Below are 24250 nucleotides of genomic sequence, written 5' to 3' on the forward strand. Positions count from 1 at the left end.
AGCGGGGCGCCAGACCCCGCACCGCGTGCAGCCCCGCAAGCCGGAGCCGCTGCGCGCCAAACAAGACGAAGGCTGCGCCCGGACCCATCCCGGACGACGCATCCCGCCGGTGGAACGACTGGTAGCGTGAGGCCCGACTGTTCCGCCCCTTAGTGTCCTGCGTGGCGCATAGCCACGCTATGGGAGATAGAAACATGCTCAGGAAAAAGACCAACGGGGTAGCGCGACGCCCCCAGCGGACTTCGATCCTTTCCGAGGTGGCGAAAACCTCGGTCGACCGGCGCGGATTCCTCCGCGGTTCCGGTCTTGCGATTGGTGGCCTTGCTGCCATTGCGGCCACGGGCGGCAGCGTCCAGCAGGCCAGCGCTGCGACCGCCGCCACCGGCAAGGTCGACGTGGTGAAATCCGTCTGCACCCACTGTTCGGTGGGCTGTACCGTCGTTGCCGAAGTGCAGGATGGCGTCTGGATCGGGCAGGAGCCCGGCTGGGATAGCCCCTTCAACCTCGGTGCGCATTGCGCCAAGGGCGCCTCGGTTCGGGAACACACCCACGGTGAGCGCCGCCTGAAGTATCCGATGAAGAAGGTCGGCGGCGAGTGGGTCCGCATCAGCTGGGAGGACGCGATCAACGAGATCGGCGACCAGATGATGCAGATCCGCGAAGAAAGCGGCCCGGATTCGGTCTACTGGCTCGGCTCCGCCAAGCACAACAACGAACAGGCCTACCTGTTCCAGAAGTTCGCGCGCTACTGGGGGACGAACAACGTCGACCACCAGGCGCGGATCTGTCACTCGACCACGGTCGCGGGTGTTGCGAACACCTGGGGCTACGGCGCGATGACGAACTCCTACAACGACATCCACAACAGCCGCGCGATCTTTATCATTGGCGGCAACCCGGCCGAGGCACACCCGGTTTCGCTGCAGCACGTGCTGAAGGCGAAGGAGCAGAACAACGCCCCGCTGATCGTCTGCGACCCGCGTTTTACCAGGACGGCGGCGCATGCGGATGAATACGTCCGCTTCCGTCCCGGTTCCGACGTGGCTCTGGTCTGGGGCCTGCTGTGGCATATCTTCGAAAACTCCTGGGAAGACCGCGAGTTCATCCGCACCCGCGTCTGGGGCATGGACCAGATCCGTGCCGAGGTGGCAAAGTGGAGCCCCGAAGAGGTCGAGCGCGTTACCGGCGTCCCCGGCAGCCAGTTGGAGCGCGTCGCGCGTACCATGGCGAACAACCGTCCCGGCACCGTGATCTGGTGCATGGGCGGCACGCAGCACACCAACGGATCGTCCAACACCCGTGCCTACTGCATCCTGCAGCTCGCTCTGGGTAACATGGGCGTGTCCGGTGGCGGCACCAACATCTTCCGCGGCCACGACAACGTGCAGGGCGCGACCGACCTCGGTGTGCTCTCGCACACGCTGGCGGGCTACTACGGCCTGGCAAAGGGGTCCTGGCAGCACTGGGCGCGCGTCTGGGACGAGGACTTCGACTGGCTGAACGGCCAGTTCGGCAAGATGAAGGGCGCCGACGGCAAGGACAAGGATCTGATGTACGAGACCGGCATCCCGGTTTCGCGCTGGATCGATGGTGTGCTTGAAGACGCCGAGAACATGGACCAGCCGAACAAGGTCCGTGGCATGGTCTTCTGGGGCCACGCGCCGAACTCTCAGACCCGCATGGTCGAGATGAAGAAGGCGATGGAGCTGCTGGACCTGCTGGTGGTTGTCGACCCCTATCCGACGGTCTCGGCCGTGCTGCACGACCGGACGGATGGCGTTTACCTGCTGCCGGCGGCCTCGCAGTTCGAAACCTACGGGTCTGTCACCGCGTCGAACCGTTCGATCCAGTGGCGCGACCGCATTGTTGCACCGATCTTCGAATCGAAGCCCGATCACACGATCATGGGCATGTTCGCCAAGAAGTTCGGCTTCCACGACCGGTTGTTCCGTAACATCGCAATCGAGGACGACGGCATCACCCCGAACATCGAGGACACGCTCCGCGAGATCAACAAGGGGATGTGGACCGTGGGCTATACCGGCCAGTCGCCGGAGCGCCTGAAGACCCACATGGCGAACCAGCACACCTTCGACAAGACGACCCTGAAGGCGTTGGGTGGCCCGGCGGACGGCGACTTCTACGGTCTGCCCTGGCCTTGCTGGGGCACGGCAGAGATGAACCACCCCGGTTCGCCGAACCTTTACGACATCGACACGCCGGTGAAGGATGGCGGCCTGCCGTTCCGCGCCCGCTACGGTGTCGAGCGTGAGGGTCAGAACCTGCTGGCCGAAGGGGTCTACAACCCCGGTTCGGAAATTCAGGACGGCTACCCCGAGTTCACCATGCAGATGCTGATGGACCTTGGCTGGGACGGCGACCTGACCGCTGACGAGGTGAAGGTGATCGCCTCCGTCGTGGGTGTCGAGGGCGACATTGGCACCAGCGACGACGGCACCACTTCCGCGCTTGCCGGCATGTCGGACGACCAGAAGTCGGCCATCGGCAAGGTGAACTGGAAGACCGACCTTTCCGGCGGTATCCAGCGCGTCGCGATCAAGCACGGCTGCGCCCCCTACGGCAACGCCAAGGCGCGCTGCGTGGTCTGGGAATATCCCGACCCCGTGCCGCTCCACCGCGAGCCGCTCTACTCCAACCGGCGCGATCTGGTTGCAGACTACCCGACCTACGAGGACCGCAAGTTCTACCGTCTGCCGACGCTCTACGCGTCGATCCAGAAGAACGACTTCTCGAAGGACTATCCGATCATCCTCACCTCCGGGCGACTGGTGGAATACGAGGGTGGCGGCGACGAGACCCGTTCGAACCCCTGGCTTGCTGAACTCCAGCAGGACATGTTCGTCGAGATCAACCCGCGCGACGGGAACAATCTCGGCGTGCGTGACGGGGCGATGTGCTGGGTCGAAGGTCCGGAAGGCGGCAAGGTCAAGGTCAAGGCGATGCTGACCGAACGTGTGGGCGAAGGCGTGGCCTTCATGCCCTTCCACTTCGGCGGCTGGTTCCAGGGCGAAGACCTGCGGTCCAAGTACCCGGAAGGCGCAGACCCCTACGTTCTGGGGGAATCCACCAACACGGCACAGACCTATGGCTATGACGTTGTCACCCAGATGCAGGAGACCAAAGCCACTCTCTGCAAGATCATGCCGGCATAAGGAGTAGAGAAACATGGCAAGAGCAAAGTTCCTCTGCGACGCCGAGCGCTGCATCGAATGCAACGCCTGCGTCACCGCCTGCAAGAACGAGCACGAGGTTCCCTGGGGGATCAACCGCCGCCGCGTGGTTACGATCCAGGACGGCAAGCCGGGTGAGCGGTCGATTTCGGTCGCTTGCATGCACTGTTCCGACGCGCCCTGCATGGCCGTCTGCCCGGTGGACTGCTTCTACCAGACCGATGACGGTGTGGTGCTGCACTCCAAGGATCTGTGCATCGGCTGCGGCTACTGCTTCTACGCGTGTCCCTTCGGCGCGCCGCAGTATCCGCAGGCAGGCAACTTCGGGTCCCGTGGCAAGATGGACAAGTGTACCTTCTGCGCCGGTGGCCCGGAGGAAAACAACTCCAAGGCGGAGTTCCAGAAGTACGGCCGCAACCGGATCGCCGAGGGCAAGCTGCCCATCTGCGCAGAGATGTGTTCCACCAAGGCCCTGCTGGCGGGCGATGGCGACGTCGTGTCGGCCATCTACCGCGAGCGTGTCGTGGCCCGCGGCTTCGGCTCGGGCGCGTGGGGCTGGGGCACGGCCTACGACCAGAAGGGCGGCTGATCCCGCCCGCGTGTCCGGCGGTGGCCGATACTGCCGCCGGACAAACGAAATGACGGCCCAGACCGTCCAGGTGGGCCGGGGAAATCCCCGGCCTGCATCGCCAAAGTGAACGTACCGGCGGGGTCTTACGGGACTTCGCCCTTTATGGCGTGAGACCGGTCGGATGGGACCGCGCGCCTATGGGGAAACGCATGAAAACCCGCACCGGAGAAGCACTCGTCTTCGTCCTGCTGATCCTCGTGATCGCCCTCACCGCATGGTGGATGACGCCCGCGCGCGACGTCGACGAGGTAGAGGCCCGTCTGATTGCCGCCCGACAGGAAACGGGCGGCGCGCAAACGCTGGAGGACATCCTGCGCCGTCAGGAAGGGCTGCCCATCGATGACAGTTTCCGCTCGGACAACATCGGTGGCGATGCCGTACCGCCGCCGAACCTTGCGCCGCTGGGGACCTCTTCGGACCCCGATCTGTGGCGCGCCATTCGCTACGACCGGCTCGAAGATCCGACCGTCTCCACCCACACTGAGGTGGGAGCGGTGATGATCCAGTCCGGCGGTATGCGCTGGCTCGAATTCCGCGCAGGCCCTCTGCGCACCTGGGGCGGCTGGCTCCTGCTCGGCACCATCGGCCTGCTCGGGGTCTTCTTCCTTCTGCGCGGCCGCGTCCGTATCGAGGGTGGTCGCACGGGCAAGACCGTGACCCGCTTCATGGGCTTCGAACGCTTCGTGCACTGGATGACGGCGGCGTCCTTCATCCTGCTGGCCTTCACCGGAATTTTCACCCTCTTCGGGCGCAAGTTCCTGATCCCGATCATGGGACATGAGGCGAATTCGATCCTGCTGCTGGGGTCGAAGTACATCCACAACAATGTCGGCTGGGCCTTCATGCTCGGCGTGGGGCTGATCTTCGTGCTGTGGGTCTGGCACAACATCCCCGACAAGCTGGACATCATCTGGTTCAAGCAGTTCGGTGGCATCGTTGGCAACAATCACCCGCCAGCGAAGAAGTTCAATGCCGGGCAGAAGATGATCTTCTGGTCCGTGGTGCTCTTCGGCGGCTCGATCTCGTTGTCGGGGCTGTCGCTGCTCTTCCCGATGGATATGCCGCTGTTCAACGGCACTTTCCTGCTGCTCAACGACCTGGGCGTGCCGTCGCTGCTGGGGAGGGATCCGCTGCCGGTGGCGCTGGCCCCGCAGGAGGAAATGCAGCTGACCCAGCTGTGGCACGCGATCGTGGCCTTCGTCCTGATGGCAATCATCATCGCGCATATCTACATCGGCTCCGTCGGCATGGAAGGTGCCTTCGAGGCGATGGGGTCCGGCGAAGTGGATGAAAACTGGGCGGAGCAGCACCACTCCATCTGGTACGCCAAGAAAAAGGCGAAGGAGGCGGAGGCGCCCGGCAAGGCGCATCCCGCCGAGTGATGCGCTGGGTGAGCGCGCTCCTGCTGCTTTGCGCCTCGGCGGCGCAGGCGCAGGAGTTCACCACGCTGAAGGGACACGGCGGCCCGATCATGGGTATCGCCGTGTCACCCGAAGGCGCGGTGGCTACAGCGAGTTTCGACAACTCCGTGGGCCTGTGGTCCGAGCGCGCACCGCGCTGGCTCGAAGGGCACGCGGCGGCGGTCAACACGGTGCTCTTCTCGGATGCCGGTCCGGTGTCGGCCGGGGATGATTTCTCTGTCCGGCTCTGGGGCGATACGCCCCGGATCGTGGGACGGCACAAGGGCAAGGTCACGGCGCTGGCCGCCAATGGCGACCAGATCGCCGCCGCGTCGTGGGATGGCACCATCGGGCTTTGGTCCCCGACGGGGGAGGGCCGCCTGCTGGAGGCCCCCGGCGGCGTCAACGCGGTGGCGTTCGACGGGCCGACAGTGCTCCTTGCGGGCACCTCCAATGGCCTGCTCATGCGCTATGACCTGAGCAGCGGCGAAGAGCGGCAGATCCTCTCGCACGGCTTCGGCATCAACGAGGTGATCGTGACGCGGGACTGGATCGCCTACGGTGCGGTCGACGGTGGCACCCGCGTCGTCACGCATGAGGGCGAAGACATCGCCGATATCACGCTTGACCGCCGCCCGATCCTCGCCATGGCCTACCATGAGACCACGCACCGGATCGCGGTGGGTGACGGGCACGGCTACATCATGCTCCTCGATACCCGCGACTGGTCCATAACAAAGGATTTCCGCGCCACGCGGCAGGGCCCGGTCTGGGCACTGGCCTTCTCCCCCGACGGCGAAACAGTCTGGGCCGGTGGGCTCGATGATGTGGCCTACGGCTGGCCGGTCGCGGCGCTCGACGATTTCGCTCCCGGCATTTCGGGCGAACGCAGTTTTCTGCGGGCGGCCGATACCATGCCCAACGGCGAACGGCAGTTCATGCGCAAATGCTCCATCTGCCATGCCGTCACCCCCGGCCCCAGCCGCAAGGCGGGCCCGACGCTACACGGCGTCTTTGGCCGGCAGGCGGGCAGCGTTCCGGGCTACCCCTATTCGGATACACTTGCCGGGTCCGACATCATCTGGACGGACCAAACCATCGACGCCCTGTTCGATAGCGGCCCCGACCACTACATCCCCGGTTCCAAGATGCCGATGCAGGTGATAACCGGCGGCGACGACCGCGCCGCCCTGATCGCCTGGCTCAGGCAGGCCACAACGAAAGGCACCCCATGAAAGCCATGTTCCTCGGTATCCTCGCTTCCGCCCTGATCGGCTTTGGCGCGTGGTATGTTCTCAACACATTGGAATTCTCCACCGCCGAAACCCACGCAGAAGACGCCTCCGTCCGGCTGAACTGAATGGCAGAGGACTACGGCAGCGACCTTGCAGGGGCGCAGGTCCTGGTGATCGACGACGAACCGGGGATGCGCAACTTTTTGTTCAAGACCCTCGGCCCGCGCGTCAAGCGGGTCGAACTGGCCGCCTCGCCCGATGAGGCCACCCAGAAGCTCGACGAAAGCCACTTCGACCTGGTGATCCTGGACAATGTCATGCCGCGCAAGACAGGGCTGGAATGGGTCTGCGAACAGCGCAAGCTTGGCTTCATGGCGGATACCATCCTGATCACCGCCTACGCCGACCTCGAAACCGCCATCGCCGCGCTGCGGGCGGGGGTGAGCGACTTCATCCTGAAACCCTTCCGCGCCAACCAGATCCTTGGCGCTGTGGCGCGCACGCTTGATCGCAAGTACCTGCGGCGCGACAACACACTCTTGCGCCACGAATTGAATGCCGAAGGGCAGAGCGGCAAGATGCTGGGCACCTCCGCCGCTCTGACAGAGGTAAAGGCGCTCCTGCGCAAGCTCGCGCCGCTGCCCACGCCGGTGCTGTTCACCGGCGCCTCCGGCACGGGGAAGGAACTGGCCGCGCGCACCCTGCACCGCCTGTCGGACCGCCGCGACCGCCCCTTCGTGCCGGTGAATTGCGCCGCCATCGCGCCGGACCACATCGCGCAGGAGCTCTTTGGCATCAATGGCCCCGGCGACACGCTGAAGCCGGGGCTCTTCCTGCTGGCCGACAGCGGCACGCTCTTCCTCGATGAGGTGGCGCAGATGCCGGAACAGGTGCAGGCGGCGCTTCTGCGCGTACTGGAGGACCAGCGCGTGCGCCCGATCGGGGCCGAACGCGACTTCCCGCTGAACTTGCGCCTGACCTTCGCCACCAATGCCGACCTCGAAGAGGCCGTGCGCGAGGGAAAATTCCGCGCCGATCTCTATCACCGCATCAACGTGGTACGCATCCACATGCCGCCGCTGAAGGACCGCTCGGAAGATATCACCGAACTCGCCGCCCTCTTCATGCAGCAGTTCTCCACCACGCTGGGCCTTCCCGCGCTCGACCTGCCAGCCGACACGCTGCTGAAGATGCGGCGCTACGACTGGCCCGGCAACGTGCGCGAACTTCGCAACACGGTGGAGCGCTCGGTGATCCTCGGTGCCTTCCCGCCCGAGTTCGCTGGCGACAGCCGCGTCACCGGCCCGCGCGCCATCGAGAGCCTCGACCAGGTGATGCAGCGCCACATCCTGCACGTGCTCGACCTCTGCGACGGCAACCGCGCCGAGGCTGCCCGGCGCCTCGGCGTCTCGCGCAAGACCATCGACCGCAAGGTGACCGCCTGGGACGAATGATCGCGCGCTTCAGGCAACCCCGCCCCCTGCTTCTTTGCTTCGCAAATACCTCCGGGGGTGCGGGGGCAGCGCCCCCGCCGCGCAAGGCGCGGCAAACGCGAAATCTGCGGGGATAACGCCCGCGCCGCGAAAGGCGCGCCCCACACCCGGAAACTGCGGGTCGCGGCATCCTTGCGATGTCCGGGATAATGGCGTGCTCGCGCGATGCGGCCTCCGCCCACGCGTTCAGGCGTTCCAGCGCACAGTGCCGAGCCCGGTGAGGTCGTAGCCGCCCATGCGCTCGGCGCGCTCTGCCATGGCCTCGGACTGGCAGAACACCATCAGCCGCTGCATGCCCGTATCGAACCACGCGCGGCGGTTCACCACCAGGTCGAATCTCTCCTCGATCAGCGGCACGAAGTTGAAGCCAAAGTCGCGCGCCACGGACCGCAGCCCAAGCGTTGCCTCGGCATCGCCGCGCGCCACCGCCTGCACGGCCTCGGTCTCGGTGCGTGTAACCTCGGTTAGGTCTACCCGCGCCATGTCCAGCCCGGCCTTTGCCGCCAGTAGGCCGAACAGCAGATCACTGCCACTCTCCGGCTGGCGCGGCACCACGCGGCGCCCGGCGAGGTCCGCCATCCCGGCGATCCCCGTCACGTCGCGGCCCAGCACCAGCCCGCGTTCGCGCGCGGCGAAGCGGACCAGAACCGCGTTCTGCCCGGAGCACTCCCTTGCGACTCGCGGCACGTTCCACTCGCGTCCGTCGGGATCCAGCAGATGCAGGCCCGCCGCCACCCCTTCGCGCCGCCGGAAACGCGCAAGCCCGTCTGATGACCCGTCGAAGTATGTCGCCAGCCCGCAACGCGACTCGCGGATCGCCCAGTCAAGCAGCGGGTCATGGCTGCCCAGCACCACGCCGGGGCGGGGTGCCTTGGATACCGCGCCCTCGGAATGGGCGTCGAGCCATGCCCGAATGCCCGCGGCGGGAAACAGCAGTTTCCCCGTGGCGCGCGTGCAGGGAACCTCGCCGGTTGCGGCGAGGTCGTAGATCTTGCGCTCCTTCAGCCGCAGCAGATCGGCCAGCTCTGGAACGGTCAGGAATTCATGTTCGGTCATTGCACTGCCCCACGGCCCGCGCGGGGCAGTGCCCGCCATGGCTTCAGTTAGCAACCTTGGGTGCGTTGGGAAAGAACAGCTGCTGACCGTCGATCTTGTATCCCGCGATGGCCTCCTGCCCCTCGGGCGAAAGCAGCCAGTCGGAGAAGGCCTTCCCCGCGTCGACTTTTACCGCCGGGCAGCGTGCCGGATTCACCGGGATGACGCCGTACTGGTTGAACATCGCGTCGTCGCCTTCGACGGCGATCTGGTAATCCTGCTTGTTGCCGAAGTTGATCCACGTCGCGCGGTCGGTCAGCACGTAGGCGCCCATGCCGATGCCGGTGTTCAGCGTGGCGCCCATGCCCGACCCCGTTGGCCGGTACCAGTCGCCGTCCGGCGTCACGCCCGCCGCCTGCCACAAACGCATTTCCGCCTTGTGGGTGCCGGAATCGTCCCCGCGCGAAGCAAAGGCCGCGCCTGCGTCGGCAATTGACTTCAGCGCCGCCTCGATGTCATGCGACCCCGCGATGCCCGCGGGGTCAGCCGCAGGGCCGACAACGACAAAATCGTTGTACATCAGGTCGGTGCGCTGCGTTCCGCGGCCTTCGGCGACGAACTTTTCCTCTGCCGGTTTCGCGTGTACCAACAGCACATCGCCGTCGCAGTTTGCAGCGTTCTTGATCGCCTGCCCGGTGCCGACGGCGACCACGTTCACTGTGATCCCGGTCTTGCCGGTAAAGAGCGGCAGCAGGTAATCGTACAGTCCCGAATTTGCCGTCGATGTGGTCGACTGCACGATGATGCTCTCTTCGGCCTGCGCGCAAAGCGGGGCCGTCGCCAGCATCGCTGCCAGCGTCAAGTTTCTGAAAGTCATGATATCTCCCGGTTGGTTACATGGTCAGACGACAATCCGTCCGTTGATGAAATCCCGCGCCGCAGCCGTCTGCGGCCGGGGGAAGAAGTCGGAAGCCTCGGCGTGTTCGACCACGCGGCCGTGGTGGAGAAAGACCACTTCGTCCGCCAGCCGGCGCGCCTGTCCGGTATCATGGGTGACCAGCACCACCTTCACACCGGCGTCTCGCGCGGCCAGCACGATGCGCTCGATGGCCAGCACCGATCCTGGGTCGAGGCTCGCTGTGGGTTCGTCCAGCAGAAGCACCCTCGGGTCGAGCGCCAGCGCCCGCGCCAGCGCCAGCCGCTGCGCCTCCCCGCCGGATAGCGCGCGGGCAGGCTGCTGGGCCTTGGCCGCCAGCCCGACATGCGCCAGAAGCGCCGCCGCGCGGGACCTGTCGCCACCACGCGCCTTCAACACGAAGTCGATATTGGCCAGCACGGACCGCCGCAGCAGTACCGGCTTCTGGAAAACCAGCGCCTGTGTCTGCGTCATCTCCGACGCGGGGTGCCCGTTCCACAGGATCTGTCCCGTGTCGGGCCGCGCGAGTCCGTGCATCAATCGCAGTGCCTGCGACTTGCCCGTGCCGTTCGGCCCCATCAGCACCGTTATGCCGGGCCGGTCGAGACAAAGCGTCAGCCCATCCAGCACCGGTTGCCCGCCAAGCGAAAGGTGGACATCTTCCATATTCAGCCGCATCGGCTCTGTGGTGCAATCCAGCGGGGCAAAGGTATGGTCACGCATGGGCGGCCTCTGCCTCGGTCCGCGTCCTGAGGCCTTGCACTGCGGCATTCACCGCGAGCGCGATCACCATCAGAACAATCCCCAATGCCAGAGCGCGGGCCAGTTCGCCCTTCGAGGTTTCAAGCGCGATTGCCGTGGTCATCACCCGCGTCAGGTGGTCGATATTGCCGCCGACGATCATCACCGCGCCAACCTCTGCCACCGCGCGCCCAAAGCCGGCCAGCGCCACCGTGACCAGCGCCGTGCGCCCGTCGCGAATGAGCGCCGCCATGCTTTGCCAGCGCGTCAGGCAAAGAGAGCGGAACTGGTCCGCGTATTCGTCGTTCAGCCCCTCCAGCACCTGCCGCGACAGCGCCGCGACGATGGGTGTGATCAAGACCGCCTGCGCGAGGATCATCGCCGTCGGGGTGTAGAGCAGCCCGAGAAAGCCGAGCGGCCCGGCCCGCGACAGAGCGAGGTAGACAAGCAAGCCCACGACCACCGGCGGAAGCCCCATCAGCGCGTTCAGCAACACCAGAACCGCGCCGCGCCCGCGAAACCGCGTGACGGCCAATAGCGCGCCCAAGGGCAGGCCGATCAGACAGGAGAGCAGGCAGGCAGACAGGCTGACACGCAGCGATAGGCCGACGATCTCCAGCAGGTCGGAAGTCGGGTTCAGAACCAACCCGAAGGCAAGCGCGAAGGCGTCGCCGAAGTCCTGCATATCTTTCGGAATCCTCTCTGGTCTTCGGTGCCAGAGTAGGGTTTTTGACCGGAGTATCGCAAGGGAAGCCTTGGGCATATACAGAAATGGTCGGCCTGTTCGTACGGCCAATGTGGCTGGGGCTTGAGGGTAATCCGTAAATTATGCAGAATTATGCAGGATCTGAAAAGTCCGGCCTTCGTTTGCCCAGGAAGGCCCCAAGCCCCTCCGCTGCCTCTGCACCGAAGCGGGCGCGGTTGATACATTCGGCCTCCAGCGCCATGTGCTCTGCCAGACCCTGCGTCGGGGCCGTGTTCACCTCGTGTTTTATCATCGCCATGGCCGCCGCCGGGCCGTTGGCAAGGCGCTGTGCGAGGGCCAGCACCTCATTCAGTGCCGCACCGGGTGCAACCACCGCGTTCACCACGCCTGCCTGTTCCAGCCGCTCCACCGGCATGGGGCGGCCCAGCAGACACATCTCCATTACCATCTGGCGGGGCAGGGCGCTGCGCAGGAAATGTGTCGCGCCGCCGTCAGGGGTCAGCCCTACCTTGACGTAGGCGATGACAAGGCTCGCACCCTCCGCCGCGAGGATCATGTCGCAGGCCAGCGCCAGAGACGCACCCGCGCCAGCCGCCCCGCCTTCGAGGGCGCAGATCACGGGGACCGGCGCCGCGACCACGGCCTGAATCATCGCATTCAACGCGTCGGTGTTGCCGGAGGCTTCGCTTCGTGGGCGTTGGGCGCTGTCCTTCAGCGCGTTGATGTTGCCGCCCGAAGAGAAGTAGCCGTTCGCCCCGGTCAGCACGATGGCCCGGGCGCCATCGTCCACGCCGTCGATCACTGCGGCGCGAAGGGCGTCGTACTGCGGGCGCGATATGGAATTGCGGCTACGCGCGCCGTCAATGGTCAGCACAAGAACGGCACCCTGCCGGTCTACCCTGATCTGCGTGTCGGACATGTGAACCCTCTCCTTTTGCGCGCAAAAGACCCGCCGCAGGCGGGGAAGGCAAGCTCAGCGTAGCGCGCGCTTCATGGCGGCCTCGGGAAAGCACGTGGCGAGCTGGCCCGTGGCCTCCTGCCAGCGCCCGATAGAGCGCCGTGTCCTGAACCCCGGCAGTCCGTCCGCGCCGCCGACGTCGTGGCCCATACGCTCCAGCGCGCGCTGCATCTGTGCAACATCGGACCGATACAGCCCGCCCACAGCGCCCCAGGGCGCGGCAAAGTCGCCCACGCCATATTGGACACGGTCGCCGACATGGCCAACGAAAAGCGCGTAGAGATCGCTCATGTTGTAATCTTTCAGGACATAGAAATTCGGCGTCACGATGAAGGCGGGACCATGCCGCCCGGCGGGCATGAGCAGGAAACCCGCACCCTTCATTTCATGCGCCGGAAAGGGGCGGCCGGAAACCCTGGTGATCCCCCGATCGGCCCAATCGGCGATACGGCGACCCTGGTCGGGTCCCTCCAGGGTGCAGCTGATGCTCTCGGGCACGCGCACCTCGAAACCCCAATCGCGCCCGGCCTGCCAGCCATGCGCCGCAAGGTAGCGCGCGATCGAGGCGATGGTATCCGCCTCCGACCGCCAGATATCGGCGTGCCCGTCGCCATCGCCATCTGCGGCGTGTTTCAGGAAATTCGTCGGCATGAATTGCGGCTGGCCGAGCGCGCCAGCCCATGAGCTTTTCATGGCGCTTTCCGGCGCATGACCCGCCTCCGCGATCTGCAGGAGCGCAATGAGTTCCTCGGTGAAATAAGGCGCGCGAGTGGACATGAAGCCCTTTGTCCCCAGCACGCGGAAGGCGTTGTGCGGGATCGCGGCACGGCCATAGTTTGATTCGCGCCCCCAGATGCCGAGGACGATTCGCCCCGGCACCCCGGTGGCTTTCTCGGCCCGCGTCAGGGCGGCGGCATGGATCCTTGCCATGCGGCGGCCTTGCTCCGTCGCGGCGACCAGCCCCCCGCGAGAGAAATACTTGCCCGGACTGCCGAATTCCGACTGTCGTTGCTGCCTTTGGGTGGACGCCTTCTGCCCCGGGGGGACAAGGTCGGGCAGATCCCAGTCGAGGCTGACGCCGTCGAACGCAGAATCGAATGTCGCGCGGCTTACACCCTTGCCGCGCGCGGTCGGCCATATGGTCTGTTCCAGCCAGCCGCGGAACTGATGCTCGACAGCGGCACGATCCTGCGCACGGATGGGCAGGCCATGAAGGCAGACGAGGAATGCCAGAAGGATCGCGCGAAGGGCCAAAGGTCATCACTCCGAAGGGTTTCGAAGAGCCTAGCCCCTTGTCCTGCGATTGCCACCCCGGCGCGCGCCGATGGACGACCTCAGGCCTCGCGCTCGGCCAGATTGACCAGGCGGCATTTCCAGCTTCTGACGCGTTGGCCGGGGTGTTCGTTCACCCATTGCGCCAGTTGCGGCTGAGCGCCCATCATGCAGGTCATCGGGGTGACATCGGTGAAAAGCAGGCTGCGTTCCTGGCAGTTGGCCGACTGTGACTGCGCCCCGAACATGCAGGCCACAAAAATCAGTTCGATCATGTGCGTTTCCTCGTCCAATACATCCTTTGGTCGTAATTTCACGTTGCAGCAACCTGAGGAAAGGTCAGGTTAACAGACCGAACGGTGCCACGAATTGTCGCTATGCTGCGATGCAGAAATTCGCAATCCACTGGCAGATGCACGGAAAACGGGCAGAATTGGAGAAGGCGTGAGCGAACGCGTGATGTCGCTGAAAACCCGTCTGACGGCCGGGGCGGTGGCGCTGACCGCTGCAACGGTTCTGACCGCGTTGGTCCTGCTGATCGGTATGGCGCAGGTTGGCGTGCGGATGCAGGCGGCACTGCAGGCGGAGGCGCGGATGGCGCGCTATTCCACGTTATCGACGCAGGTCTCCACCTTTCTTGTCGTCGCTACAGAGGCGGTGCAGCGCGGGTTGTCGCCTGAAACCCGTGCCGACCGGCTGGACCCGGTGGCGGCGGGTATCCGCGAAACTTTTGCCGCGCTTAACGGCGATCTCGAACAGGCCGTGAGCGATGCGGAGCGGCTTGACCTCGACACACAGAGCCGGTTCGGCACGCAGAGCCTGCTGCTTGCTCGCATGGCAGCCTCGGTCGACCAGACGATGAGGGGGCTGGGGCGGGACATGGACCCGATTTCGCTCAGGGCGTGGGTGGACAGCTTTGCCTCCCGCTTTGACCCGCTGCTGAACGAGGCGGTCAACACCGAAGTGCTGTTCCGGCGCGAAACGCTTGCGGGGATCGAAACGCTGCGGGCACGGCTGACGTGGATCGCGGTGGGGCTGGCGGCGTTGTCGGTCGCCATGGCGGTGGCGTTTTACGCCGGGTTGATCCAACCGCAGTTCCGCCGTCTGGACCTGTTGCGCGACGCGGCGCGGCGGATCGGGGCGCAGGATTTCGCGTTGTCGCTGCCCGATACGCGGGCGGACGAGATCGGTAGGCTGTACCGCGAAACCGACGCAGCCGCCCGCCTGTTGGCGGACCGGCAGGCGGAAGTGGCCGCCGACCGCGCACATCTGAACGAGATCATCGAAGCGCGGACCGAAGCTCTCAGCGCCGCCAACGCCCGCCTGTCGGAGATCGATGAAAGCCGCCGCCGTCTGTTTGCCGATATCAGCCACGAACTGCGCACGCCGCTGACCGTCATCCTGATGGAGGCGCAGCTTGGCCGACAGGTGGTGCCCGGCGCGCGCGACGTCTTTGACACCATCGAGACCCGCGCCGCGCGGCTGAACCGGCGTATCGACGATCTCCTGCGCGTGGCCCGATCGGATTCCGGTGTGCTGGCGCTTTCGCCGGAGGCGGTGCCGCTGGGCGTGCTGCTGGCCGAGGCGGCGGAGGAGGTAAGCGCCGAATGCGCCTCTGCCGGCGTGGCGCTCACCGTCGACGCGGTGGACGGCACCGTGACGGCGGATCGCAACTGGCTGCGGCAGGTGCTGGTGGGGCTGATCCGCAACGCGCTGCGCCACGCCCGTGATGGCGGTGCCGTCACGGTCGCGGCGGAGCCGGACGGTATGCTCAGCGTCACCGATAACGGTCCCGGCATCCCGGCGGCCGCGCAGGAGCGATTGTTCGACCGGTTCACCCAAGGGACGCCGAACCGGGCGGGATTTGGCCTTGGGCTCGCGTTGGCGAAATGGGTGATTGAAGAACACGGCGGTTCAGTTGCCATCGAAAGCCCGGTGGCGGAGCCGATCGGAGACGCACCCGGAACGAAGGTGGTGCTTCGCCTGCCCGCCGATCCGCGCTAGGACGCTTGTCATGACGCTCAGACTTCTCATCGTGGACGACGATCCCGGCATCGCTTCGGCGCTGGCGCGTGGCATGACCCTGCACGGCTACGAGTCCGAGACGGAGAACCGCGCCGACCGCGCGCTCGACCGACTGACGGATGGTGATTTCGACGCTGCCATCGTGGATGTGATGCTGGGGCAGGACAGCGGCATCGACGTGGTGCGGTCCGCGCGCGCAAAGGGCGCCATGCTGCCGATCCTGATGCTTTCGGCGCTCTCGGACGTGGAACACCGCGCCGAAGGGTTGGAGGCGGGGGCCGACGATTATGTGGTCAAGCCCTTCGACTTTGCCGAACTGGTGGCTCGGCTGCGCGTGCAGGCCCGGCGGGCCGAGACGCGCCGCCCGCGCGCGGCGCGGTTTACCCCGGCCGACCGCACGCTGCGACTGGCCGACGCGGAAGCGGTGCTGACGGAACGCGAATCGGAACTGCTGCTTCTACTTCTGGAGGCGGGCGCTGAACCGCTGCCGCGCGGTGCCATCTTTGATGCGCTCTGGGCGGCCGAAGGATCAGGGGCGGAGAACGTGGTGGACGTCTACATCGGTTACATTCGCAAAAAGCTGGCGGCGGCGGATTTCGGGTTCTCCATCCGGACCCTGCGCAACCGCGGGTTCTGCCTCGAGGGGACGCCGCCAGAGGTCGGAGACGCCTGAGGGTCATCGTCGAACACGTTCTCAGAAAATAAGAATTCCGTTTTCCGAAGCAGCCCGGCAGGATTGCGGGCAGATACCCTCCCGTGGGTTGCCGCTGTTTCTCCCCCCTGACGGCGGCAGACCTTGCTCTTGGCCTATCGAATCTTCTCTAGGTCTTTCGAGGACGTGATTTGGACCCGCGTGCGTGCTGCGCTACCTTCACGTCATGCCTTTCGTGTCGGCCATCCTTCTGACGATCGCGCTGACCCTGCCCGCAGGGGCGGCGGATAGTGCAACCGCCGACCGCGCGGGCTACCTCGCGCTGGCGCGCACCGGCTGGATCTACGAGTTGCGCGCGGCGATGACGCGTCGCGACCTGTCGATTCCGGTACACATCAACGGACGCGATTTTGCGGGCTCTGCGCTGTGTATCGTGGGCGAACGCCCCGACCCGCAGACGCTGGCGACGCTGCGCGGGTTCTCGGCGCTGGCCCGGCAGGTCTTTGGGCGCCCGCTGCCGATGCGCTACGCCGGGCCCGAGGCGCAGTTGTGCGGGCCGCGCCGCACAGTGGTGCTGCGGCTCTATTCAGGCTGGCCGCCGAACCGGGCGTTGTCCGCCGATCTGGACTGGCTGAATGCGACCTATGATCTTGGCCTGCCGCGCGGGCGTGACTATGCCGCGACCTCGCCGGGGCAGGCGCAGACCTTCTTTGGCAGGCGTGGTGCTGCCACGCATATCCTTGTCCAGCAGGGGGGCGAGGGCACCGCGAACGACCCCCTGGCCCGCAGCTATTTCCGCTCTATCCTGCTCGAGGAAATGTTCCAGAGCTTCACCTTCGGGATGGACGTCCTTGCCTTTCATCGCAGCCCGCGCTTCCTGTCAAAGCTTCAGGAAGTGCCTCTGAACATCCATCGCCTGCCGTGGGGGTCGGCTGCCTTCATGCGCGCGCTCTTGCGGTCGAACCCGCAACGATTATGCGCCTTCGACGTGTTCATGATGTACGCGGTGGCGCAGGCGCCGGTGGATCAGACCACCGACCCGGCCTTTCTCGACTGGATCGAAACGCGGTTCGACCGGCTTGACGCGCAAGCGCGCGACACACTGGCCGACCCGCGTTTTTCCGAGGTTCTCGATCCGGAGTGCCGCGCCTGGAGTGAGTGAGCCCGGCGGAAATTACGACCATCGGGTGAATAGGTCGAACCGGTACGCCCGCGCTAGACTGGCGACAGACCGCGCGGGGTGAAGAACGAAGCGTGGCAGGGAGGATTCATGGACATTCAGACCACGCCTGCGGGGCTGCGTCCTCTGTGGGAACATCTTTCCCACGGGTTGATCGGGCACGAGCGGCTGATCGAACGCCTGTTGATCGCGCTGCTGTCGGGCGGCCACATCCTGATCGAAGGACCGCCGGGGCTGGCCAAGACCCGCGCGGTAAAATGGCTTAGCGAGGCGATCGAGGGCAGCTTTGCCCGCATCCAATGCACGCCGGACCTGATGCCCTCGGATCTCACGGGCACCCCGGTCTATCGCCCGCAGACCGCCACCTTCGAATTCGTGCGAGGGCCGGTATTTCACAACCTCGTGCTGGTGGACGAGGTGAACCGCGCCCCGCCCAAGGTGCAATCCGCCCTGCTCGAAGCCATGGCAGAGCATCAGGTCACTGCGGGCAACGAAACCCACCCGCTGCCCGATCCCTTTCTCGTGGTGGCGACGCAGAATCCCATCGAACAGGACGGAACTTTCCCCCTGCCTGAGGCGCAGCTTGACCGTTTCCTGCTGTATGTCGTGCTGACGCTGCCCGATGCGGAAACCGAACGGCGCATTCTCGATCTGGTGGAGGCCGAAGGTGCCAGTCCCGCGCCGCAGTCGCCGCAACTGACGCTTCAGGTGCTGGCCGAGGCACGGCGGCAAGCCATGGCCACGCACCTCGCGCCCGAATTGCGCGACTACATCGTGCGGCTTGTGATGGCCACGCGCGACGGACCCGCGCGGGAGACGCTGGCCCATGCGGTTTCGCCGCGTGGCTCGCTGGCTTTGGCGGCAAGCGCGAAGGCCCGCGCCTACCTGCGCGGTCGCGATCATGCGTTACCGGAGGATGTGGAGGCGCTCGCTCCGGATGCGTTGGCGCATCGCATGGTACTGTCGTGGCGGGCCACCGCCGAGGGGCTGACTACCCGCGAGGTGGTCGCCCGCATCCTGCGCGAGGTAGAGCCGTTGTGAGCGCGCACCGCCAGTCTCCGGGCCCGGCGCTGGCGGAAACGCCCGGTGTCACATTGGATGCGCCGTCGCTGATCGCCCTACGGCAGGTGGCGCTGCGGGCGCGGGCAGAGCCGGTGCTGGCCGATCTGCCGGGCGGCTATGTCACCAAACGCAAGGGTCACGGGCAGGAGGTCGCCGACGTGCGCGGCTACGTTCCGGGCGACGACCTGCGCCACCTTGATCGCGGCACCACCGCGCGCACGGGCGAATTGCACGTCCGGCAGTTCATGGACGAACGCGACCGGGTGACGCTTCTTGTAGCCGACTTTCGGGCGCCGATGCTCTGGGGGGTATCGCGCGCTTTCCGCTCTGTCGCGGCGGCAGAGGCGCTGTGTCTGCTGGGCTGGCAGGCAGTGGAAGACGGCGGCCGGGTCGGCCTTCTGGCGCTGACCGGACAGGGGCCTTTCGGCGTGCGGCCACGGGGGCGGGTCCGCGGGATGCTGGACGTGATTGGTGGCCTTGTGCAGGCCCACGCCGCGGCGCTGAAGGCGCCGGGGGAGGCGCCCTTGCCGCTGGACCGCGCCGACCGGCTGGCGCCGCGCGGCGGGGAAATCGTTCTTGCCTCGGGCTTTGATCGGGCTGAGGGGTTGGGGGAAGCGCTTTCTGCCCTCGCGCGGCACCGGGCCGTGCATCTGCTGCAAGTCACCGACGCTGATCCCGCCGGCCTGCCGAAGGGCCGCTATCCGATCCGGCTGCCCAACGGGCGGCGGCTGCGGCTGACGCTGGGCGGGCAGGCCGCGCCGCTACCGCAGGTGGAGCGGATCGGGGGCCGCGCCGCACTGCGGCTGGACGCGGGCTGGCCGGTGGAGGACATGGCCCGGCGCATCGCGGCGGCCTTTCCGGCGGACCGCGCACCATGAACGAAGGCACCATCACCGAGGCCACCCTGCAGTCCGGGCTGCGCGACATTCGTCTACCCGGTGCGGCAGCGGGCGGCCCGTGGGCAGAAGTCTTGGCCACGCTGGCGCTGGCGGGACTGCTGTCGCTTGTGCTTGCCGCACTCTGGCGGTGGCTGGCACAGGCCCGCCGCCCTGCCCGCGCCACGCTGACCCTGCCGAATGAGGCAGGTGCCCGCCGCATTTGCCTGCTCCGCCGCCTGAAAGCGGATCATCCGGACCGTTACGACGCCATTCGCGCCCGGCTTTATACCCGCGACGCGCCGGACAACGCGACGTTGGAGGCCGCGCTTGCAGATGATTGACCTCGCCACGCCACTCGCGCTGCTGCTTCTGCCCTTGCCATGGCTGGCCGCGCGACTGTTACCGCCTGCCGGGGTACGCGGCGCGGCACTGGTGGTGCCGGACGGAATCGCCCGGGTCCTGATGGCTGCGGGCCGTACCACCCCGCCTGCGCGTCTCCCCCGGCAGGCGCTGGCGTGGGCGGCATGGGCGCTGTTGGTCCTGGCGCTGTCGGGGCCTCGCCTGCTGGACCCGGTTCCCGCGCTGAAGGTTTCCGGCCGCGACCTTGCCATCGTGCTCGACCTTTCCGGCTCCATGGTACGCGACGATTTCGACCTCGATGGCCGTGCGGTCACGCGGCTCGAGGCCGTCACCACCGTCGGTGCCGATTTCGCGCGGCGGCGGGCGGGTGATCGCGTGGCGCTGATCGTCTTTGGGTCCGAAGCCTATTACGCCGCGCCCTTCACCTACGACGTCGAAGGCATCACCGCTCGCATCGAAGAAGCGCAAATCGGCGTCTCGGGCCGGGCAACGAATGTTTCCGATGGGCTGGGACTGGCGCTGAAGCGCATGGTCGACAGCGATGCGGCGACCCGGATCGTCATCCTGCTTTCGGACGGCAAGAGCAACGCTGGCGCGACCAACCCGCGCGGCGTGGCGCAACTGGCGGCGCGCATGGGCGTGCGGGTGCATACCATCGCGCTGGGGCCAAAGGATGTGACGGAGGTCGCCGCGCATGACAACGGCGCGGTGGATGTGGCGACCCTGCGTTCCATCAGTGATATTTCGGGCGGTGAGAGTTTCCGGGTAAAGACGACCGATGACCTCATCGAGGTGGCGGAGGCGTTGGACGCGCTCGAAGCCACGGAGAGCGATGGCCTCTCCGCCGAAGTCTGGCGCGCGCTCTGGATCTGGCCGGCGGCGCTCGGCGCGCTCCTTGCGCTGTTCCATGCGTGGCGGGAGGGGGCCGCATGACGCTGTTGCGCCCCGAATGGCTGCTGGCCTTGCCGGTACTCGCGGCGTTTGGCTGGGCGATGCTGCGGCGGGAGCTGGGGCTGGGCGACTGGGTGAAGGCCGCCGACCCCCGCCTGCTGCGCGCGCTGGCCGCGATGGGGCAGGTGGAGGGCGACCGCCGCGACACGGGTCCGCTGGCGGTGTTGGCCGCCGCCGGGCTGGTGGTGCTGGGCCTTGCTGGCCCGGCGGTGGAGCGGCGCGACGCGGTCTCTTTCCGCAATCTCGATGCCGCGATCCTTGTGCTCGACGCGTCGACCAGCGCGACCGAGAGCCCGGACTGGACGCAGATCGTCGCCATGGGGCGGCACGGGCTTTCCACGCTAGGCACACGACCCGGCGGACTGGTGGTCTATGCGGGCGATGCTTACGTGGCTTCCGATGTGACGGGGGATCTGCGGCAACTGGGGCAGACGCTGTCGCTTGTTGACGCCGAAACGGTGCCCGACCCCGGCAGCCGTCCGGAACGCGGACTGGCGCTGGCTCTGAGCTTGCTGGAACAGGCCCAGGTGCTGCAGGGCGATGTGATCCTGTTCTCCGATGGCGCAGGCGTGGGACCGGAGGCCCTGAGCCTCGCGGCGAGGATTGCGGACCGGGGCGCGCGGCTTTCTGTCGTGCCGATGGGGGGGGCGGACCTGGAGACGCTGGCGCAGTTGGGGCAGGGCCACGTCTTTTCTCCCGAAGACACGACTGCCTTTGCCGCCTTCCTTGCCGATGAGGGGCGCGCCCAGCGTATGGCACAGGACTACCCGCTGCTATACTGGCGCGACCTGGGGCGCTGGCTACTGGCGCTGGCGCTGGTGCCGTTGCTGTGGCTGTTCCGGAGGGCGCAGCCGTGAGGCTTCTGGCGCTTCTGACCGCGCTTTGCTTCGCGCTGGCGCTGATTGTCGGCGGGACCGCCCCCTTTGGGCGGCTCCTGCTTGCCGCGCGCCTCCCGGCGCTTGCGGCGGCCACCTTCTCTGACCCGGAGTGGAAGGGTGCGGCGCTGTACCGCGCGGGCCGTTACCCGGAGTCGCAAGATGCCTTTGTGCAGGCTCGGGCTTTTTACAATCTGGGCACCGCCGCTGCACGCCAAGGCCGCTACGCCGAGGCCTTGGAGGCCTACGACCGCGTCATCCACGGCGGCGACGCCGATGCGCGGGCGAATTTCGACCTTATCGCGGGCTATTACGCGGGGCTTGGAATCGACCCAGCCGCGCTGGGACTGTTTGCGGAGCGCGGCGAAGGCCCGGTGGCCCCGGCCCCCATTGCACAGGGCAACGCGCGGGGCGCTGGCAAGGGCGACGCGGTCACGAACAACAACACCATGTTGGGGCTGGTCGAGTTGGACACCCGTGGACGGCAGGGCGTTCGGCGAGTCTTTGACGACCGCTTCATGCTGGCCGACGAGCGCTGGCTGGAGCAGCTCTCCGATGTGCCCGGCGAATACATGAAGGCGCGCATCGCACTGGAGCGCAAGCGGCGCGAGGCGGCAGGCCTTGCCCCGCCCGACCCGGAGGATCCGCGATGAGATGGCTCGCCCTTCTCCTCTTCCTATGGCCCGTAACCCTGCAGGCCCAAAGCAGCACCGTCGCGCCGCATGAGTTGTCCCTGACGGTCACGGTTCAGAACGAAGGCCCCATACCCTACACGCGTGAGATGGTGATGATCCTGATCCGGGGTGTGTACCGCCGTCACGTCACCCGCGAAACGCTGGAGCAACCAAAGCTCGAGGGCTTCAACTGGACGCAACTTGGCCCCGATTACTGGTATGAGGAACGCATCAATGGCCAGAAGGTCAAGGTGCTGGAGCGGCGCATGGCGCTGTACCCTGAACGGGCGGGCACGCTGACCATCGGTGCCTTCACCCACCACCTTACGCTGACCGACGAAAGCGATGACTGGTTCGACCACGACATCACGTCAGAGCCGGTGACGGTGAAGGTCGCCGCAGCCCCGGTGCAACAAGACGGCGACTGGTGGTTTCCGGTGCGGCGGTTGCAGATCGCGGACACCTGGTCGAACACTCCCGACCAGCTGAAGCCTGGGGAGGGCGTGCTGCGGGTCATCCGCATCGAAGCGCTCGGCGCCACGCCGGAGATGATTCCACCGATGCCGGAACTGCAGTCGCCCTCCGCGATGATTTTTGCCCATCCGGAACGGCGGATGGCGGAACTGACGCCGCTAGGGCCAGTGACATATGCCTTCTGGCGCTGGACGATCCAGCCGACCAACGATCGTTCCGCAATCGTGGAGCCGATCCGCTTCAGTTACTTCGATACGGAGAACCGCGTGATGCGGGACGTGACGATCACGGCGCAGCGCATCGCCTACGATGCAGCCGCCCTGCCGCCGGTGCCCGCCCCAGTGGCACCCGCGCGGCTGCCGGGCTGGCCGCTGGCGGTGCTGATGGCGCTGACTGTGGCGGGGGGGCTGGGTCATGCGCTGCGCGGACGGCAGGCAGATTTCCCGGCGCTGGCACGACGGGTGCCCTTGCTGGACCCGCTGGCGCGGCGATTGTTGCGGGCGCGCGATCTGGCCGAAGCGCGCGCCGCGGCTCGCGCGCTGATGCTGCGTGACGGGATCACCGGGGCCGAGGCGGACGTGCTGAATGGGCTCGACCGGGCTGTGTTCGCGCGCGACGGGGCGGCGCCCGGTGTCCGGTGCTTTGCCAGCGCGTTCTTGCGGGCGCGACGGCGCGCTCCGACTCGTGTTTCGGAGCCTGTCGCCCGTCCCGTCACCGGGCGGGTGACTTAAGACCTAAAGCTGCGTTGCGCGACTCGGGTCCTTTGCTCACCCTTGACGCGAGGCGCTTTGGGAGAGGAGCGTCCGAACCGGCCCGCGCGACGGGCCAAACGGGAGGTATTGAATATGGGACTGCTGGACATCTTTTTCCGGGGCGGCGCGGACAACGCCGCTGCCAGCGCGCCGAAGTACACGCATGTAAAGATCCACCCGCAGGTGGACAACGGCATTCCGGCAGAAACGCCGGGGTTCGCCGGTGGCAAGCTGACCTGCAAGTGCAAGTCGAACCCGGTGGTGGTCCAGCTGACCGCGCAGACCGCGCATAACCACGTCTGTGGCTGCACGAAGTGCTGGAAACCCGCGGGCGCGATCTTCAGCCAGGTGGCTGTGGTGGCACGTGACCAGGTGAAGGTGACGGAAAACGGCGACAAGCTCGACATCGTCGACGCCTCGGCGGCCATCCAGCGCCACGCCTGCCGCGAGTGCGGCGTGCACATGTACGGCCGGATCGAGAACACCGAGCACCCCTTCCACGGGCTCGACTTCGTACATACCGAACTGTCGGACAAGACCGGCTGGGCCGCGCCGACCTTTGCGGCATTCGTCTCCTCGATCATCGAATCGGGCGTGCGGCCAGAGCGCATGGACGAGATCCGCGGCCGCCTGACCGAGTTGGGCCTGACTCCATACGACTGCCTCTCGCCGCCGCTGATGGACGCGATTGCGACCCATATCGCCAAGGCCAACGGCAAGCTGTCCTGACAGCCTGATGAAACGCCGTGATTGCGGGCACTTGCCCGCAATTTCACCCTTGTTCTTCCC

The 24250-nt window shown here is 66.5% G+C and carries 24 protein-coding genes; 17 read left to right on the top strand and 7 right to left on the bottom strand.

Features of this window, described 5'->3' with window-relative positions; translation table 11 throughout:
• The first annotated feature begins 194 nt into the window (after positions 1–194).
• From J5474_RS19950 to J5474_RS19970, 6 genes are all read left to right on the top strand, one after another.
• The gene (locus J5474_RS19950; protein ID WP_209363372.1) at positions 195–3173 is read left to right on the top strand and encodes a formate dehydrogenase subunit alpha; all 2979 of its coding nucleotides are present in this window, start codon (positions 195–197) and stop codon (positions 3171–3173) included.
• 13 nt (positions 3174–3186) lie between these two features.
• Entirely contained in the window at positions 3187–3780 is a 594-nt protein-coding gene (gene fdh3B, locus J5474_RS19955) for a formate dehydrogenase FDH3 subunit beta (protein ID WP_209363374.1), read from the top strand.
• Between the two features lie 263 nt (positions 3781–4043).
• On the top strand, positions 4044–5204 hold the full coding sequence (locus tag J5474_RS19960; protein ID WP_245216611.1) for a formate dehydrogenase subunit gamma: 1161 nt from the start codon (positions 4044–4046) through the stop codon (positions 5202–5204).
• Positions 5204–6457, top strand: coding sequence for a c-type cytochrome (locus tag J5474_RS19965; protein WP_209363378.1), 1254 nt, complete (start codon positions 5204–5206; stop codon positions 6455–6457). Before J5474_RS19960 ends, J5474_RS19965 begins: the two co-directional genes overlap by 1 nt.
• On the top strand, positions 6454–6582 hold the full coding sequence (locus tag J5474_RS23020; protein ID WP_280842534.1) for a hypothetical protein: 129 nt from the start codon (positions 6454–6456) through the stop codon (positions 6580–6582). The genes J5474_RS19965 and J5474_RS23020 overlap by 4 nt, the downstream gene beginning before the upstream one ends.
• Positions 6583–7911, top strand: coding sequence for a sigma-54-dependent transcriptional regulator (locus J5474_RS19970; protein ID WP_209363380.1), 1329 nt, complete (start codon positions 6583–6585; stop codon positions 7909–7911).
• A 225-nt stretch (positions 7912–8136) separates the two neighbouring features.
• Here J5474_RS19970 and J5474_RS19975 read toward each other — a convergent pair whose 3' ends face one another.
• From J5474_RS19975 to J5474_RS20005, 7 genes are all read right to left on the bottom strand, one after another.
• Complete coding sequence (locus tag J5474_RS19975; RefSeq protein WP_209363383.1) at positions 8137–9006, bottom strand: helix-turn-helix transcriptional regulator; 870 nt, start codon at positions 9004–9006, stop codon at positions 8137–8139.
• Positions 9007–9049: 43 nt separating this feature from the next.
• On the bottom strand, positions 9050–9862 hold the full coding sequence (locus J5474_RS19980; protein WP_209363385.1) for an ABC transporter substrate-binding protein: 813 nt from the start codon (positions 9860–9862) through the stop codon (positions 9050–9052).
• A 24-nt stretch (positions 9863–9886) separates the two neighbouring features.
• Complete coding sequence (locus tag J5474_RS19985) at positions 9887–10624, bottom strand: ABC transporter ATP-binding protein (protein WP_209363388.1); 738 nt, start codon at positions 10622–10624, stop codon at positions 9887–9889.
• Positions 10617–11327, bottom strand: coding sequence for an ABC transporter permease (locus J5474_RS19990; protein WP_209363390.1), 711 nt, complete (start codon positions 11325–11327; stop codon positions 10617–10619). Before J5474_RS19990 ends, J5474_RS19985 begins: the two co-directional genes overlap by 8 nt.
• A gap of 151 nt (positions 11328–11478) precedes the next feature.
• Positions 11479–12267, bottom strand: coding sequence for an oxepin-CoA hydrolase, alternative type (locus tag J5474_RS19995; RefSeq protein WP_209363392.1), 789 nt, complete (start codon positions 12265–12267; stop codon positions 11479–11481).
• Between the two features lie 54 nt (positions 12268–12321).
• Complete coding sequence (locus tag J5474_RS20000; RefSeq protein WP_209363394.1) at positions 12322–13560, bottom strand: lytic murein transglycosylase; 1239 nt, start codon at positions 13558–13560, stop codon at positions 12322–12324.
• A gap of 80 nt (positions 13561–13640) precedes the next feature.
• Positions 13641–13853, bottom strand: a complete 213-nt coding sequence (locus tag J5474_RS20005; RefSeq protein ID WP_209363396.1) for a hypothetical protein — start codon at positions 13851–13853, stop codon at positions 13641–13643.
• Positions 13854–14022: 169 nt separating this feature from the next.
• On the opposite strand from J5474_RS20005, the gene J5474_RS20010 reads away from it, so the two are divergent.
• From J5474_RS20010 to gfa, 11 genes are all read left to right on the top strand, one after another.
• Positions 14023–15582 carry a sensor histidine kinase gene (locus J5474_RS20010; RefSeq protein WP_342454071.1) on the top strand — a complete coding sequence of 520 codons (1560 nt, stop codon included), beginning with the start codon at positions 14023–14025 and terminating at the stop codon, positions 15580–15582.
• Between the two features lie 10 nt (positions 15583–15592).
• Entirely contained in the window at positions 15593–16276 is a 684-nt protein-coding gene (locus tag J5474_RS20015; RefSeq protein ID WP_209363398.1) for a response regulator transcription factor, read from the top strand.
• Between the two features lie 184 nt (positions 16277–16460).
• The gene (locus J5474_RS20020) at positions 16461–17417 is read left to right on the top strand and encodes a hypothetical protein (RefSeq protein WP_342454072.1); all 957 of its coding nucleotides are present in this window, start codon (positions 16461–16463) and stop codon (positions 17415–17417) included.
• A gap of 108 nt (positions 17418–17525) precedes the next feature.
• On the top strand, positions 17526–18476 hold the full coding sequence (locus J5474_RS20025) for an AAA family ATPase (RefSeq protein ID WP_209363400.1): 951 nt from the start codon (positions 17526–17528) through the stop codon (positions 18474–18476).
• Positions 18473–19375, top strand: a complete 903-nt coding sequence (locus J5474_RS20030; RefSeq protein WP_342454073.1) for a DUF58 domain-containing protein — start codon at positions 18473–18475, stop codon at positions 19373–19375. Before J5474_RS20025 ends, J5474_RS20030 begins: the two co-directional genes overlap by 4 nt.
• The gene (locus J5474_RS20035) at positions 19372–19716 is read left to right on the top strand and encodes a hypothetical protein (protein WP_209363402.1); all 345 of its coding nucleotides are present in this window, start codon (positions 19372–19374) and stop codon (positions 19714–19716) included. Before J5474_RS20030 ends, J5474_RS20035 begins: the two co-directional genes overlap by 4 nt.
• A complete protein-coding gene (locus J5474_RS20040; protein WP_209363432.1) occupies positions 19709–20668 on the top strand; it encodes a VWA domain-containing protein in 960 nt (319 codons plus the stop codon). The genes J5474_RS20035 and J5474_RS20040 overlap by 8 nt, the downstream gene beginning before the upstream one ends.
• Positions 20665–21543 carry a vWA domain-containing protein gene (locus J5474_RS20045; RefSeq protein WP_209363404.1) on the top strand — a complete coding sequence of 293 codons (879 nt, stop codon included), beginning with the start codon at positions 20665–20667 and terminating at the stop codon, positions 21541–21543. Before J5474_RS20040 ends, J5474_RS20045 begins: the two co-directional genes overlap by 4 nt.
• Complete coding sequence (locus J5474_RS20050; protein WP_209363406.1) at positions 21540–22214, top strand: tetratricopeptide repeat protein; 675 nt, start codon at positions 21540–21542, stop codon at positions 22212–22214. The genes J5474_RS20045 and J5474_RS20050 overlap by 4 nt, the downstream gene beginning before the upstream one ends.
• A complete protein-coding gene (locus J5474_RS20055) occupies positions 22211–23440 on the top strand; it encodes a BatD family protein (RefSeq protein ID WP_209363407.1) in 1230 nt (409 codons plus the stop codon). The genes J5474_RS20050 and J5474_RS20055 overlap by 4 nt, the downstream gene beginning before the upstream one ends.
• A 114-nt stretch (positions 23441–23554) precedes the next feature.
• Complete coding sequence (gfa, locus tag J5474_RS20060; protein WP_209363408.1) at positions 23555–24190, top strand: S-(hydroxymethyl)glutathione synthase; 636 nt, start codon at positions 23555–23557, stop codon at positions 24188–24190.
• Positions 24191–24250 lie beyond the last annotated feature (60 nt).

The sequence above is a fragment of the Sagittula salina genome (assembly GCF_017813235.1).
In the GTDB taxonomy this organism is placed as follows: Bacteria; Pseudomonadota; Alphaproteobacteria; order Rhodobacterales; family Rhodobacteraceae; genus Sagittula; species Sagittula salina.